Genomic DNA, 15546 nt, shown 5'->3' with positions numbered 1-15546 from the left:
CGGTGACTGTCGTAGATCCTGCACCGACACCCTTCCTGCTCCACCGGGTCGCTGCCCGGACATCGACCGAAGCCTCAGCTGCGAACCGGCGCGAGCAGTCTCTTGAGCGGGATACTGCTGTCGGCCAGCGCTTCCGGTCGTGGACGATGGCCGCGCCCAAGCGCCGCGCGCAGCGCCACGAAGTCCGCCGGAGCGTTCAGGCATTCGGCCGCGATCAGAGCATCATCGGTGAAGTACAGCGCGACCCGGCGTCGTGGCCTGTCCGGATCGGTGCGCACCACGACCGACGTGTAATCGCCTATCAGACCGACGATCTGCAGTTTCTGATCGCCCTGATCCGACCAGAACCACGGAACTGCCGGGACCGGCGCGGCACTCCCCACCAGTGCCGCGGCCGCGACCTCGGCCTGGGTTGTGGCGTTGTCCACCGATTCGAGTCGGTAGTTGCGGCCGGTGGGCGATACCCGGGTGGTGCAGTCGCCGATGGCCAGCGTCCAGCCGTCGGAGGCCAGACAGTGGTCGTCGACCACCACCCCACCTGCGCAGTGCAGGCCGAGCTGGGTAGCCAGTTCGATGCGCGGCTGGGCGCCGATCCCGACCACCACCGTCGCCGCGGGAATCTCACGTCCGTCGTCGAGCCGGACGCCGCGGATCCCGCCGTGCTCGATAATGACAGCCGTCGGCCGTGCATCCAGCTGGATATCGGTCTCCATCGCCTGGTGCGCCGCGAACAACGCCTCCGCGGTGATCTGCCCCACCGCACGACCCAATAGCCGCGGTCCGGCCTCTATCACCGTCACTTCCGCGCCCAGGGCCCGTGCGGTAGCGGCGACCTCGAGTCCGACGAAGCCGCCACCGATAACCACGAGGGGTCCTTTCCGGACCCGATCGGCCAGGACCGAAGCCTGGCCGAGATCACGCAGGAGCACGACATCGGGGTGATCGGATCCGGGCAGTGCCAGGGCCCGGGCCCGCGCGCCGGTGGCCAGCACCAGTCGATCGAATTCCCTTGCGCACGAGCTGTCTTCGCCAGCCAGCCGGACCCGGATTCCGGCCTGTGTCCGAGTCACCTGGTCGGCCCGTGCACCGGTGATCAGTTCGATCTCTTTGTCGGCGTAGTGCGCGGGGTCGCGCAACAGCAGCAACTCGCTGGTCGCCTCACCCTTCAACCATCCTTTGGACAGCGGTGGCCGTTGATACGGCATCCGTGGTTCATGCGAGATGAGGGTGATGCCGCCGTCATAGCCGGCTTCGCGCAGGCTGTCCGCGAAATGGACGCCGGCGTGCGAAGCTCCCACCACCACGACGCTGCGCGGCGGTGTTCCGGAGCCCGGCGCCTTTTCCGATTCCCCCACGGATCAGACCTGCTCGTCCGGGACGGTGACGTGCAGATCGATCCCGTCGGCCAGCTTCAGCTGACAGGACAGCCGCGAATTGTCCTCGCGGTCGGAGGCGGTGCATTCGAGCATATCGTCCTCGTCCTCGCTGGGATCGGGGAAATTTCCCAGCTCGGCACGGTCGACGTACACGTGGCAAGTCGCGCACGAGAGGGTGCCGCCGCACTGGCCGACGATGCCACGCACGCCGTTCTTCACTGCGGTCGACATCACCGAATCGCCCACGGCGCCGTCGATCACCTTCACCGCACCGTCCGGTTGGGTGTAGAACACTTTCGGCATGGTTGCTCCTACCAGGAGACGGGCAGATCGACGACCGCCTGGGTCAAGTTGTCCATATCGATAACGGCCTCACCCTCGAGCCGCAGGTCCGGCAGTCGTTTGAACAACTCCGCCAGACCGACCTGCATCTCCATCCGCGCGAGCGGAGCACCGAGACAGTGGTGCAGTCCGTAGCTCAGGGTGAGATGTGGATTGTTCGCACGCCGGATATCGAACACTCCGTCGTTCTCGACGACCGCACCGTCGTGATTGACCGACGCGGGATCGACCAGGACAGCCTCTCCTGCGGCGATCATCTGCCCGTCCAGCTCCACATTCTCAATCGCCACGAACGGCACCAGTCCACCGCCACCGGTGACCGTCGACCCGACGGCCATCCGTCCGTGGCGCAGGATCTCCTCCACCGCGGTCGGCGCCACACCGTCGGGATCGGCAAGGAAGAGGTCGAGCTGATCGGGATTGCGCAACAGCGAGTGCACACCGGCGCAGATGAAGTTCGCCGTATTGTCGAAACCGCCGATGATCAGCACCAATGCGATCGGCAGGATCTCACCGTCGGTGAGGCTGTCGTCTTTGTCGCGGGCGTTGGCCAGATCGCTGAGCAGATCCTCGCGCGGATCCTTTCGACGTTCCTCGATCAGGCCCATCATGTAGACGACGAGCTCGGTCATGTTCGCCACGACCTCTTCCTCGGGCATATTCGCGACCGCGAGCGTCGAGGAGCTCCACTTCTGGAATTTCGGCCGGTCCTCCGGCGGCACGCCGAGCAGATTCGCCAGCATCTGGATCGGCAGCGCGACCGCGTAGTCGTGCACAAGGTTGGCCGGCGCACCTTTGGCGACCATCTCGTCTATGAGGTGATCGGCGAATTCCACCGCCGAATCACGCATCGCCTTGACCCGTTTCGGAGAGATCGAGCGCTGCACCAGCTTCCGCAGCTTGGTGTGATGCGGCGGATCCTCGAACTGCAGCGTGGTCTTCAGGAAGTCCGGGAACTCGACGAAATAGGGCACCACCCGCTCGCCGGTACGGAACGGTTCGCGAACGAACCGGCCGTCACTCAGCATCTCCCGGGCCGCGGCGTTACGGTGGATCACCCAGACATCGCCACCGAAGGGCATGGTCATCTTGGTCATCGGCCGATCGGCGGCGATCGCGTGATAGCGGTTCATCGCTTCGTCCGGCGCCACCGGCGGGAAGGGGTAATCGGTGCTCACGGCATTGCCGGCCGTTTCGGTTGTACTCATCGGATCACTCCAATAGGGGTGGTGGGACCTGGATCAGGAGGCGGGTAGCTGCGCGGGCGCGACCAATTGCGGAATCGCTTCCGGGGTGATCGCCATGACCGCGCCGAACCGGTCGGCCACGGTTTCCACAGTGAGGCCCGGATCGTGGATACCCACCGTGTTCACCAGGGCCAGCCTGTTCACGATGCCGCCCGCCACGTTGAATACTTCGCCGGTGACCTCGCAGTAGGGATGCAGCAGGTAGGCGACGACCGGTGCGACATGCTCGGGCAGCAATGCCGTGCGCATGTACTCCATGACCTCCGGGGACAGGGTGTCCGCGGCGGCCTCGGCCATCCGGGTGCCGGCGCCGGGCGCGATCGCGTTGACCTTGATACCCGCCTCCAGTCCTTCGAGGGCGAGGTTGCGGGTGAGGCCGAACAGCGCGCCCTTGGAGCCGCCGTAATGCGACATTCCCGGATTGCCCAGCATCGCCTGGGAAATGGTGTTCACGATCCGGGGCGCCTCCGCTCGCAACAGATGTGGCCACGCGGCGCGAATGACCCGTAGTGAACCGAAATAGTGGACATCGAGATGCCGCTGGTACTCCTCGTCCGGCACTTCGGCGAACGGGGCCGCCCGCACGATCCCGGCGTTGTTGACGACCGAGGTCAGCCCACCGAAGGAGGCCACCGCAGTATCGACGAGCGCGCGCGCTCCTTCTTCGGTGGACACATCGCCGGTGCAGGCTACGGCCTTGCCCCCCGCGGCCGCGATCTCCGCGACGACCTCCGCGGCCGGGTTGTCGCCGTCGACTCCGGAGCCATCGATGCGGGCGCCGAGATCGCCGACCACAACCGAAGCGCCACGGGACGCGAGCAGCAGTGAGTGGGCACGACCGATACCGCGCCCCGCGCCGGTGACGATGACGATGCGATCGGAGAAGTCCAATGTTGCCATGTTTCCTCAGAGTTTCTGTGGTATATGTACAGGTCAGGGGCGGGTCGCGCCACCGGAGTGATCGACGTCGGCGACCCAGATGGATCCCTGTGCTTCCCGGGCAGATTTCTCGAAGTCGAAGACCTCGAAGCCGACAGTCATATAGAGGGTTCGGCGCTCCGGGCCGCCGAGCAGGCAGGCCGAGGCGATTCCGTCCTGTAACGGCAACGCGACCGCGTGGGTGAGCCCCTTGTCGGTGAAACGTGCGACGTAACCGCCGCCCGGCATGGCCGCCCAGACTCCGCCGTCGGCGTCGAGGCCGATACCGTCGGGCATGAAGGGACAGGGGGCGAATTCCCTCGGGTTCGAGAGAGTGCCGTCCACGGCACGATCCATCACGGTGATCTTGAAGGCCATTACTTCGGCCGTGTAGACCTTGGTGCCGTCCTCGCTGATGGCGATACCGTTCGCGCACATCAGCGGCCCGACCTTCTCCGGCGTCGTGACCGTGCCGTCCGGATCCACCACGATGAGGGGGGAGGCCACCGGCTCGTCGCCTTTGAAGATATCGAATCCGAGCTGAGTGATATAGGCGCGGCCGTGGGCGTCGACCACCATATCGTTTGCGGCGGCCGCGGTGTGCGGAGCGAGGTCGGCGTACACGCTCAGATCGTCGGGTGCGCCGCCACCGTGGATGAGGACGAGTTTCTCGTGCATCGAAACCACGATCAGTCGCCCGTCCGGCAGCCAGCCGAAGCCGCCCAGCACGATCGGCGCCTCCGTATCGGCGGCACGGCCTGTCGCGTCCACAACCACCTGGGCATTGCCTTGCGTATCGAGTTTTTTCAGTGTGCCGGTGTACATATCGGAGAACCAGAAGGTGTCCTCGTGCCACCGCGGGCACTCCGGCCAGGAGTAGCCACCGGAGATACGACGGGCTCCGTTTGTCGGGGCTCCTGCTGCGGCGACGGCAGCGGCAACGGTGTCGACGGGGTTTGTCATGATTGCAGGACCTTCCAGAAACGGTGACCGGCGGTCCGACGTATATCCCTGGGGCAGGGGGTGATCGAGTCGGACCTGGTGAATGGTCGGGTCGTGATTACGAGTGGCGGAGCGCGCGCTTTCCGTTGGCTTACTCGTGCGGCGAAGCCGTGCGGGTGCCCGGTACTACCGAGCGATGCAGCGGCTCACGACGCCCCGGGGGCGGAGCGGTGCGACGGGTTCGGCGAACGTGGTCTCCGTCGGTGAACTGCGTCACAAGCGCGTAGCATGTCAGGACGATAGGGTCTGGGTAAGGGCCCGATCGATGCCCTCCCATTCAGCGGGAGCACTCGGCCCTTTTTCGACGGAATGCGCAGTTCAGGTGGTATCACGGCCCCATCCCGCCGAATCTGGCGGCCGAGCCCGACGGATGATTCGTGTACCCACCGATGCGGCCGGGGTGCTCATTGCCCGGAACCGACCGGGAGTACCGAACGCAGGGCACGCCCGGCCGCGTGTTGTCCCGCCCGGCGACCGAAGTAGGAGCCCGCGCCCAGCTGTGTACCGCTCGCGTAGCCTTTCCCGTCCTGGGCCAAATTCGCCGCACAGGCTCCGGCCGCGTACAAACCCGCGACCACGACCCCGTCTGTGCGCCGGACTTCACCGTCGACGGTGGTACTCAGCCCACCGAGAGTGAAGCCGGCATATGACGCCACGCCCAGGGAGAGGTCGAACGCGGCCCATGGACCGCGATCCTGGGCCTCGACGTATTCGGGTTGTTTGTGGAAATCCGGGTCGGTCCCGTTCGCCGCGTACGCGTTGTAGCGAGCGAGAGTGTCCTGCAGCTTTCCCGCCGGAATGCTCAGCGCGGCTTCCATTTCGGTGACCGTTTCCCAGCCGTCGATGAACGGCACCAGTTGAAAGTCACGTTTGCCGAGGTGTGCTTCGTCGAGTATCAGATAGGCCTTCGCATCCGGCTGTTCCAGCACGAACGCGGCCGTGCGGGCGTGGTAGGAATCCTCGGCCACGAACCGCTCACCCGCCGAGTTGACCACAATCCCGGTCAGGTGGCGGGCCGGAGGATAGATCGGGGCGGTGAGAAAGCACCGGTCCATATGTCGCACGGCGCCGCCCGCCGAAATTCCGAGCCGGATACCCAGCCCGTCGTCGAAGGGTGTACCGAGCGGATAGGGCCGCTGCGCGAGTGCCGGAACGAAGTCCCGCACCATCTGCTCGTTCATCACGAAACCACCGGCCGCGATGACAACGGCCGCTGCCCTTATGGTTCCGTGTTCGGACAGCCGCTTCCAGCCGACACCGACCACCGTGCCGTCCCGACCGCGCACCAGGTGCCGGGCGCCGGTCTCGTAGCGGATCTCGACGCCGAGCCGGCCGAGTCGCTCGACGAGTAGGTCCGTCACCAGCGCGGCGCCCCCGGTGTCGCCGCTGACCGGAACCTTGTGTCCTCTCGGTGCGGGCAACGCCGATTCGCAGAAGGGCCACACTTTTTCGTTGCCGGTGTACATCAAGCCCTCGGTCCCGGGCTGAATCACCGCCTTCTCGGAAAAGAAGCTGCGTTCGAACCGGAATCCGAGATCTTCGAGCCAGGTGAAATGCTCCACGCTGCCGGTGCAGTAGGCCCGGATCTTGTCCTCTTCCGGATCCGGTGATACTGCGGTGAGGTACCTCTCCATCTCTTCGGCCGTATCGCGGTGGCCGGTCTCCAGCTGTACCGCGGTGCCGCCTCCCAGGTAGAAGTGGCCACCCGCCAGTGCCGACGTGCCACCGGCCACCGCGGCGCGCTCGAGCACCAGTACCCGAGCGCCGACGGCGGCAGCCTCGGCGGCCGCACAGCAGCCTGCGATACCGGCACCTATGACGACGACATCGACTTCATCGGACCAGTCCCGCACCTCGTCGGTGTGCATGATCCGGGGAGTATCCACGTGCATGGCGGGAGCATCGGCTCATCGACCGCCGACTCGGAAGACTCGTTCCCATCTGGCGGAACGCCGCCGCGCGCAACCGGGGCCGAGTAGTGTGCCCCAGTCGGTTCGCACCGTCGGTGGCTCTGCCACAGACGATATCGACCTGGCATCCGAGGACACCTCGGGGCCTGATCATCGAGCGCAGGCGCCAAAGCCCGAGCTACTTTCTCGCAGAACTGCATCTGCTGTCGTGCAACAGGACGACGGCCACGAGCACGCACGGCCGACGACCCGACGTTGCGCACCGTGAACGGGGTTCCGTCACCGAGGGGCTCGGCCGACGTGGCTCCGCGCGGGTAGAGAAGCGGTGCGGATGCTCATCCGCACCGTGTATCGGGCCGGTGATCAGTTGACGTCGAGCGGCGCTTCGGCAGGGTACGCGGCGGGCGCCATGGCGTAGGTGGCGGTGAGCAGCGCGATGAAGTCACGATCGGCCATCGGGTCGGCCGGGAACTCGAAGGCGATCCCCCGGCGCTGCAGATCGTCGCCCAGGATGTCGAAAACCTTTGCAGCGGTCAGGTCGTCGGTGTGGTCGAGACAGCGGTCCGCGTCGCGCTGGTCGTCGAAAACCAGCGCCGTGTAATGGAAGAGGGTACGAACATCACCGTCGGTGTATCGCCCGATCTCGGCATCGCCGTTGCGCACCACCCACTGCCCGTCCTCGCCGTGCAATCGGGTGTGCATCCGCAGCTGGGGTATATCCCGTTGGTCCCGTGGTCCGTTCGCCTCACGCCGGTGATACATCTTCGAGTTGTCCGACAGGACAGCCGTATTCCAGAACGGGGCAGCCAACCGCTGCGGTGCGCGTTCGGGGCCGTCGGGCCAATAAGTGAACCCGCCGTCGAGGTCGGAGTCGTAGAAGTAGGTGATCACCTGCGCGGTCTTGACCTCCCACTCGTCGAACAGCCCCGATTTCGCCATTACACTCAGCAGCCACACCGGGGTGTCCACCGAACTCATTCCCCGCCAGTTGCCGCTGTCGAAATGACCCGCGTCGAAGCTGCGCGAAGGCACCGCCATGTTGAACAGCATGTGGTGGGCCATGCCGTACCGAGCACCGTGCACGCTCTTCGCGTGGTCGAGCAACGTCCGGCTCAGGTAGATATCGCGGATCTCGTCGTAGAAGGCAACCCCTTCTTTGGCCAGGTAGCCGCGGAATACCGGCGCGGCGAAGTCGGACAGTACGGCGTCCGGCCGGTGGTCGGAACCGCCAGAAACGGCGAGATACTCCTCGGTCGAGGTGAAGTGATGGGCGAGCACCAGTGGCCACGGTCCGTGGTCGCCGACCACCCCGAACAAAGCGGCGATCTCCGCGCTCGAGTAGAGGTCGTCGACCACGCGGGGCGGCGCGACCGGGACGAGTGGACGGCGGCCGGGAGCCGAGACTGATGTGGTCATGATATTCCCTTCCTTCGATCCGCGACGCCGTAAAGTGAACAGCCGTACGCGGTGTTGGGCCGGCCGGTGACCGGCTGGTCTCGTCCATCGGCCCCAGGGCGTCTGCGGAACCCGCAGCCGACCGGCGGGGCGGAGTCGGTGTTCCTACCGGGTTGGTGGATCGGATCGCAACCCCGCTGCGAAGCTGGGTGGGGCCTGAGTGGTCGGGACTGTTCCCTTTCGAAGCTATGTCGCGGCACCGATGGAAGACCATCGCGTTTCCCGTTCAACGAGAAGCACGACACGGGTTGGGAAAGGACGCCGAATCCCGGTCACATCCGCTCGAAGAGTTCCAGCACGTGGCCCTCCGGGTCGTGCACGAAGGCGACTCTGATACCGATCTCTGCCATCGTCCGGGGTGCTTCGGTAACGGTGGCACCGGCCTCCTCGGCCCGCCGGACCACATCATCGAGGCCGTGTACTTCGAACCCGATCACAGCCGAACCCGGCGCCGGCGCGGGCCGGTCCCTGTAGTGCAACAGGACCAGCGACTGCTCGGTTCCGTCGGAAGAGGTCATGATGATCTCGGCCAGCGGATCGGCGCGGTCGTCGAACTCGTAGCGTGTTCGCTCCGCCCGGCCGAAGACCGCCGAGTAGAAATCGAATTGCGCGGTCAGATCATTCACGAGAATCTTCGTGAAGGCAAAGCGCGGATACGGCATGTGTATTCCTCTCTCTGGATACACGGTGGGTGAATTACACCGTGGGCGTCGGCGGCTACGGAGCGATGGAGAACGCCGGGCAGAATCGGCAACCCGCCGACTATCGGACACGCACCACCGGTGCTCCGGTTCCCTCCTCACCGGTAGCGATCTCGCAGTCCCCTCCTCCTGTCTGCTCGGGCCGGCCGATGAACAGGCAGATGACCGCGACGACCAGCGAGCAGCCGATGAACCAACCGACCGCCACATTGAACGAAGACAATGCGGGTGCGGTGGTCCCCGGCACGGTCGCCAGGGAGAGCATGACCGACACAACGGCCACACCCACGGCCGAGAACGCCTGCCGGGCGGTGCTCAGAACACCCGTCGTGACGCTCGTGACGCTGTCGGGTACGGATTCGATCACGATCTTCGGATAGCCGGTATAGGCGAATGCAGTGGCGACGGCCGCGACAGCGAATACACCCATCATCACAGGTAGGGACTTGTGGCCCACGAAGATCATGAGGTTGGCCACGGCCAGCAGCGCGGCCCCGATCAGGAAAGCTGTCCGACCACCCCACCGGCCGGCCACCGCCCCCGCGATCGGTGAGGCGGCGAAACCGACCAGCGCTCCGATACCGGCCACCAGCCCCGTGACCGTCGCGGATACGCCGAGCCCGACCGGTAACGCCGTCGGCGACTGCAGGATCATCGGCGTCACGATCTGCACGGCGCCGACTGGTCCGAGCGCGAGGACCGACAGCCCGATCAGGTTGAGCGACATTCTCCTACTGGCCAGGACGCGCAGGTCTACCAGAGGTTCCGGCTGTCCCAGTTCCCAGAACGTCCACACCGTCAAGACGCCCAGACCCGCAACGATCGGACCGACGACACCGAAGCTGGTCCAGCCCCACTTCGGACCCTGCGTAATGCCGTACAGAAGCGCGGTCAGGCCGGGCGTCAGCAGGACCGCGCCCACATAGTCGAACCGGGGCAGCCCCGTGGAGGGTTGCGCCCCCGGAAGCCCGAATCCGACAACAACGGAGGCCACAACGGCCAGCACAGCGGCGAAGACGAAGATCATATGCCAGTCCGCCACATCGAGGAGGACCCCGGCGATCAGCGAGCCTCCCGAACCTGCCAGCAGCGCGGCACCGCCGATGAATCCCACTGCTATCGGAACCTTTCGAGCGGGTAGCACCTCGCGCGCGAGGCCGTAACACAGCGGCAGGATCGCACCCGCGGCCCCCTGCACACCCCGTCCGGCGATGATCGCAGCCATGGAATCACCGAACACGCTGATCAACGATCCGAGAGCCGAGACGAGCATGACGACGAGCAGAATCTTCTTGCGCCCGTACATATCACCGAGCCGACCCCCGACCAGAGCTGCGGTGGCGGCCACGAGCATGTAGGCCGTGACGGACCACCCCGTCGTGGAGGCCGGAGCCTGGAATATCTCGCCGAATCGGGGCAACGCGATGAAGATCATGCCGGCTTCGAAGGCGCTCACGCATTCGGCGAGAACCAATGCTGTGACAACCAGCGGCCACGAAGTGTCAGCCGGGGTGACTCCGGAGTTCCCGGTACCGGACCGGGACGAGAGAGCGGACATCGATTGTTCTCCTGAGTCGAGTGGGTCCGGGCATCGGCCGCCTGGATCACCGGATTGCACTCACAGCGCGGTTGTCAACCCGGCCGCTGCTGCTCGATTCGAGCTTCGGCAGCCGAATTCGGCGGGTCCAGGGTCGACGCGGAAGTACTGCACCGGAATCGGCGACGGATCGAACGTGACTCCGGTCACCACCGGTCGGCACAACGGGACGATAAGGTGCGCGCGGCCGGGCCGAACCGCACGATTCCGTTCAGCGGGAGCGGGTCGGTCGAGTGCCCGGTGAGCATCCGCCGACGGCACGGGTCACTTTCCCATCCAACGGAATGCGGGTAACCACACGTCGGCTCGATGCGTTCCCATTGTGGCTGTCGCGACGGCCGACCGTGCCGTCGGGAAAGGAATCCGATGCCCTCCACCGCGCAGATCACCGCTGCGGTCGCCGAGTACGTCTCCAGGCTCGGCAGTGGTACCGCGGAGGAGATCGGGGCCCTCTACCACGGGACGGCCACTCTGGAAGACCCGGTGGGCGGCGATATCCGTATCGGTCGCGACGACATCATCACCTTCTACAGCTCGCTCGACAGTGTCGCCCGCACCGCGGAATTGCTCGCGCGCCGCGTCTCCGGTGACAGCGCGGCGTTCCATATGCGAGTCGTCACCACGATGCCGGACCGGACCGTCACGATCGAGCCGATCGATGTGATGACCTTCGGCGACGACGGTCTCATCACCGGTATGCGCGCCTACTGGAATCCGGACGACGTCGAAACCACTCGCGGACGGTGACCATGCAGGTGTTCGCGTGCGGCGAATCCGCCTGCGCTGTCACGCCTTCTACGCAGTCGGGGGCCGAAACCCGAGCCTCCGAACGGGGCGGGAGGCACGGTGGGTGCCCGAATCCGGCCGACTACGCGGCTGTTCAATGCCTCCGCCCCGCTTCCTATCCCGCTCATTTGTCGTCGAGGAGATGATCGTGCCCGTTCCCCCGCTCGATCCCGATGTCGCGGCACGCATCAGCGTCCTTCCGACGGCGCGGACAATGCGCTCCCGGGGGATCGATGCGGTCCGCGCCGATGTCGAGGCGATGAAGCCCCCTGCCGAGATGCCGCCCATGGCGGAGATCGACGATCTCGCCGTACCCGGGCCGTACGGGCCTGTGCCGCTGCGCGTATACCGGCCCTCGACCGACCCCGGAATACCCGCCATCATTCATCTGCACGGCGGTGGTCTCGCGATGGGCTCCAATGCCGCTTTCGAGCCGCTTGCTCGGCAGCTGGCCGCCACCGCCGGTGCAGCGGTCATCGGCGTCGATTACCGGCTGGTACCGGAGTGGGGTCCGCCGGTCCAGCTCGAGGAGTCCTATGCCGCTGCCTCGTGGGTCGCCGACCATGCGGAGATGCTGCGAATCGACGCCGACCGCCTGGTGTTGCTCGGCGACAGCGCAGGTGGGGGTCTCGCGGCCGGGGTCGCCCTGCTGGCCCGCGACCGCGGCGGACCGGCTCTTTTCGCTCAGGTGCTGCTGTACCCCGGATTGGACCGCGACATGGGCGCACCATCGGTCGTTTCCATGCCCGACGCTCCGATGCTGCTCCGCGACGACATCATTTATCTGCACGAACTCGCCGATTCCGGCGCAACCGCATCTCCCGACTCCTATCGGATCCCGGCCTATGCCGAGGATCTGTCCGGTCTCCCCCAGGCGATCGTGGTCACCGCCGAAGGCGACCCGATCCGGGATTGGGGCGAACGCTACGCCGGCCGGCTGCGTGACGCGCGCGTCCAGACCACCGTGACCCGATACCCGGGCGTATTGCACGGGTTCCTCATGCGGCCGGAGAATTCGGCCCGGGCTACGCTCGCGATAGCGGAAACCGGGGCATTGTTGCAGGCCAAATTCGCCAATCCGCTCGACTTCGGGTGAACGTTCAGGAGGGGCCACCGCCGGGCAGAACAACTTCCGCTGCCTTCGTTTCGCGGAGTGCCTCGAGGCATCGTCGCCACTGCGAGCCGGGCAGCAGACCCGTAGCCCGGGGTGCCGATCACGCCGACATAGACGCGGAAGCGCACGCTCGCCCCGAATAAGCGGGCAGTACATCCGTCAGCTGTCCTCGGCCTCCACGAATTCATCGGGACAGATCTCGGCCAGCGCGCCGAGCTGCTCGCAGTAGTGTTCGACAGAGGTCGCTTCGACTCCGGCGCCGACGATTGTCGCGCCGGCTCGCCCCATACGGTCGAGCATCGTGCGAACACCGTCGGCGTCACCGAGCGGATCGAGATTTCCGGCGGACAGGACGATATCGAAACCGCTGGGTAGCGCCCGTCGGCTCAGCATCGCGCCCAGCTGGTCGAGGTCCAGGCCGAACGGAACCCAACCGTCGGCCGATTCACAGGCCCGCCGTAACGACCGCACGGTGCGGCCGCCGATCCACAAGGGAACCCGCGGCTGCAGCGCGTGTGGATCTACGATCATCTCCGAGAATTCGTAATACGGACCGCGATACCGCGGTTGCCGCTCGGACAGAGCGGCACGCAGCGCGCGCAGGGCGTCGTCGGCCCGCGCGCCCCGATCATCGAAGGGCACCCCGAGCAGTTCGAATTCCTCCCGCAACGATCCGACCCCCAGTCCGAGGATCAATCGCCCACCGCTGACGGTATCGAGCGTGCCGTACCGTTTCGCGATCTCCAGAGGATGGTGGTAGCCGAGGACCAGAACCTGGGTGGCCAGCCGTATCCGCTTCGTGCGCGCGGCCAGAAATCCCAGTGTCGCCAGCGGATCCCAGTAGGTCCCGCCGCGGACAGCGGCTACCGAGGCCGGTACCGCGACGTGCTCGCTACAGGTGAGATGGTGGAATCCCGCCCGATCCGCGGCGATCGCTATCCGGACGAGATCGTCGATACCCGCTGCCGCCTCCCACGGCTGGTGAGCACCGGGAAAGCGGGTGACAACCGGAGTGTTGATACCGATCCGCAGGACTGTCACAATCCGGAGCCCCCGGTAGTGGGTCCGGTCGCCGAACCCGGCATCCCGGTCAAGAGCATGCGTCCTTCGGCGTCACCGTTCAACGGCCGGGTGACCCGGCGGGTGACGCACCAGCCGTCATCGGTCCGGCGCAGCTCTATCCGATGGGCACCCGCGCGCCAGATATAGAATCTGCCGTCCTCGTGCCGGACCAGGATCGACTCACACAGGGCGGTGGCCTCGTCACCCTCGATACGCTCGATATGTGCGGGGCCGAAGAAGTGGGCACTGCCGCCCGTGATGATGTCCTGGTGGGCCTCCGACCGGACCATCGCCCGCAGGTCCGCGCGGCCGACCATACGCCAGCCCTCGACGTCGTACTCACCGTCCTCGGTCCACAACGCCGCGACAGCGTCGGCCGCGCCCGAATCGACGAGCGGTCCGTAGGAGGTGAGTTTCCGGATGATGGCCAGTTCGTCCTCGAGGCGCTGCACCCGTACAACCAGTCCGGCGAGTGACTCTTCGTGGTTCAACTGTCGACCTCTTCGTTGTATTGCCTCGCGCTCTTGCCGCCGCAGCACGACACCGATGGGTCGCACCGCTCGGATACGAGCCGGTACCGTGGCATGAAACCAGGCAGCCGACAGGCCACAGGCGCGATGTTCCACTGGTCGGGAGCAGCGCATCCCAGGAAACGCGACTTTTGTCATCATCTGCCGTAATGTCATACTATGACGACATTACCGGGAGCCGTGGGCAGGCGCCTCGGCAGGCGTCGATGCCGAGACTCGTTGCTACAGAACGAAAGAGAGACCTGGTGACCAAGTCGGCACGCCCCACCCTCACCGAGCGGCGGGCGGAGGAACTGCGCCGGACCATCGCCCTCACCGCCCGGGACCTCTTCATCGCCGACGGCAACACCTCGGCCACGGTGGAGCAGATCTGCGACATCGTGGGAATCTCGCCCCGCACATTCCACCGCCATTTCCCGGTGAAGGAGGATGTGCTCTCCCCTCTGTTCCGGCAGAGCGAAGATCTCATCGTCGATATCCTGCGCACAGCTTCCACCGAAGCGGATCCCGCCGAGGTGCTCGCACATGCCTTCACCACCGAGGTCCATCGGCGGCAGGTACCCGAGTTCGACCGCAAGTTCATGGAGCTGATGATCAATACGCCCCCGTACCGGCTGCGGTGGCTGGAGTGGGGCGAAGGACTGTGCGGGGAAATCACTCGTTTTCTCGACCATCACTTCGAACTGGGCCACGATCCGTTTCTGCGTGAGCTCCCCGCACAACTGGTGATGCAGACCATGCGGCAGGCCTATATCCACTGGGTCGACACCGGCCACTCCGCTGAATTCGGCGAAGTCGAACGGCTTTTGCTGCGAGGTATGCGGATGCTGCTGACCGGTATCGAGGCGGCCACGCCGACACGGTGACGGGGCACCGTACGGGTACGGTTCGAATGTGGCGGCGCGGATTCCGCTGAGCGGAAACACCCATTACTACCCGAATAGCCGCCTCGCTAGCGTCCGCGCATGAGTGACACATGGCCCAGAGAAGAACTCGAATCGGCATTTCAGACCTGGCGTACCACCGTGGCCCGGGCCGCCTCGGGCGAGGGCAGCTGGCGTGATTTCGTCGAACTCTTCACCCATGACGCCGAATACCACGAACAGATGGTCGGAGTGCTGAAAGGCCGCGATGCCATCTGGGCATGGGTGGAACCGACCCTTGCACAATTCCCCGGATCCGCGATGACTTCGTTCCCTGTCCACTGGCACCTGATCGACGACGTCAACGGCATGATCGTGGTGAAACTCAACAATCTGATGCGCGATCCGGGCGACGGTGCCGAAATGGGTGCGGACAACATCAGCATTCTCACCTACGCGGGCGCCGGAAAGTTCTCCAAGGAGGAAGACATCTACGATCCTGCCGAGTTCAACGAACTCGTCCCCGCCTGGATCGGCCGGGCCGCGGAGCTGGGGACACTGAGTGCGGCCGAACTCGAGTGGTGCGCGCAGGCGCAGTCGCAGAGCGGCTCCGCCACGGCCTGACCCGCGCGTCCGGAGGACC

General features: G+C 65.7%; 15 protein-coding genes. 4 read left to right on the top strand and 11 right to left on the bottom strand.

Annotated elements, in window-relative coordinates:
- Window positions 1-74 precede the first annotated feature (74 nt).
- The 9 genes from ACWEWT_RS01185 to ACWEWT_RS01145 form a co-directional block, all read right to left on the bottom strand.
- Window positions 75-1355, bottom strand: a complete 1281-nt coding sequence (locus tag ACWEWT_RS01185) for an NAD(P)/FAD-dependent oxidoreductase (RefSeq protein WP_452554921.1) — start codon at window positions 1353-1355, stop codon at window positions 75-77.
- Window positions 1356-1358: 3 nt separating this feature from the next.
- On the bottom strand, window positions 1359-1679 hold the full coding sequence (locus tag ACWEWT_RS01180) for a 2Fe-2S iron-sulfur cluster-binding protein (protein WP_452554919.1): 321 nt from the start codon (window positions 1677-1679) through the stop codon (window positions 1359-1361).
- Window positions 1680-1687: 8 nt separating this feature from the next.
- On the bottom strand, window positions 1688-2926 hold the full coding sequence (locus ACWEWT_RS01175) for a cytochrome P450 (RefSeq protein ID WP_452554917.1): 1239 nt from the start codon (window positions 2924-2926) through the stop codon (window positions 1688-1690).
- 33 nt (window positions 2927-2959) lie between these two features.
- On the bottom strand, window positions 2960-3865 hold the full coding sequence (locus ACWEWT_RS01170; protein ID WP_452554916.1) for an SDR family NAD(P)-dependent oxidoreductase: 906 nt from the start codon (window positions 3863-3865) through the stop codon (window positions 2960-2962).
- Window positions 3866-3898: 33 nt separating this feature from the next.
- Window positions 3899-4846 (bottom strand): SMP-30/gluconolactonase/LRE family protein, encoded by a 948-nt coding sequence (locus tag ACWEWT_RS01165; RefSeq protein WP_452554914.1) that lies wholly within the window; start codon window positions 4844-4846, stop codon window positions 3899-3901.
- Between the two features lie 443 nt (window positions 4847-5289).
- Window positions 5290-6777, bottom strand: a complete 1488-nt coding sequence (locus ACWEWT_RS01160) for an FAD-binding protein (RefSeq protein WP_452554912.1) — start codon at window positions 6775-6777, stop codon at window positions 5290-5292.
- A 381-nt stretch (window positions 6778-7158) separates the two neighbouring features.
- Entirely contained in the window at window positions 7159-8211 is a 1053-nt protein-coding gene (locus tag ACWEWT_RS01155) for a hypothetical protein (protein ID WP_452554910.1), read from the bottom strand.
- 311 nt (window positions 8212-8522) lie between these two features.
- Window positions 8523-8912, bottom strand: a complete 390-nt coding sequence (locus tag ACWEWT_RS01150) for a VOC family protein (protein ID WP_452554908.1) — start codon at window positions 8910-8912, stop codon at window positions 8523-8525.
- Window positions 8913-9012: 100 nt separating this feature from the next.
- Window positions 9013-10509: an MFS transporter gene (locus ACWEWT_RS01145; RefSeq protein WP_452554906.1), complete on the bottom strand. Its 1497-nt coding sequence runs from the start codon at window positions 10507-10509 to the stop codon at window positions 9013-9015.
- A gap of 405 nt (window positions 10510-10914) precedes the next feature.
- Here ACWEWT_RS01145 and ACWEWT_RS01140 point away from each other — a divergent pair, with 405 nt between their 5' ends.
- Together ACWEWT_RS01140 and ACWEWT_RS01135 are read left to right on the top strand one after the other, a co-directional pair.
- A complete protein-coding gene (locus tag ACWEWT_RS01140; RefSeq protein ID WP_452554904.1) occupies window positions 10915-11295 on the top strand; it encodes a nuclear transport factor 2 family protein in 381 nt (126 codons plus the stop codon).
- Between the two features lie 187 nt (window positions 11296-11482).
- Window positions 11483-12430, top strand: a complete 948-nt coding sequence (locus ACWEWT_RS01135; protein WP_452554903.1) for an alpha/beta hydrolase — start codon at window positions 11483-11485, stop codon at window positions 12428-12430.
- 177 nt (window positions 12431-12607) lie between these two features.
- On the opposite strand, the gene ACWEWT_RS01130 is transcribed toward ACWEWT_RS01135, so the two are convergent.
- A complete protein-coding gene (locus ACWEWT_RS01130; RefSeq protein ID WP_452557621.1) occupies window positions 12608-13480 on the bottom strand; it encodes an LLM class F420-dependent oxidoreductase in 873 nt (290 codons plus the stop codon).
- Window positions 13481-13485: 5 nt separating this feature from the next.
- Window positions 13486-14001: a nuclear transport factor 2 family protein gene (locus ACWEWT_RS01125; protein ID WP_452554901.1), complete on the bottom strand. Its 516-nt coding sequence runs from the start codon at window positions 13999-14001 to the stop codon at window positions 13486-13488.
- 284 nt (window positions 14002-14285) lie between these two features.
- Between ACWEWT_RS01125 and ACWEWT_RS01120 the strand changes: the two genes are divergently transcribed.
- The gene (locus ACWEWT_RS01120) at window positions 14286-14906 is read left to right on the top strand and encodes a TetR/AcrR family transcriptional regulator (protein ID WP_452554899.1); all 621 of its coding nucleotides are present in this window, start codon (window positions 14286-14288) and stop codon (window positions 14904-14906) included.
- A gap of 99 nt (window positions 14907-15005) precedes the next feature.
- Window positions 15006-15527, top strand: a complete 522-nt coding sequence (locus tag ACWEWT_RS01115; protein WP_452554897.1) for a nuclear transport factor 2 family protein — start codon at window positions 15006-15008, stop codon at window positions 15525-15527.
- The last annotated feature ends 19 nt before the right edge of the window (window positions 15528-15546 follow it).

This window comes from Nocardia sp. NPDC003963 (genome assembly GCF_053605105.1).
Note: the sequence above shows the minus strand (reverse complement) of the source record. Positions and strands in the feature narration are given on the sequence as shown.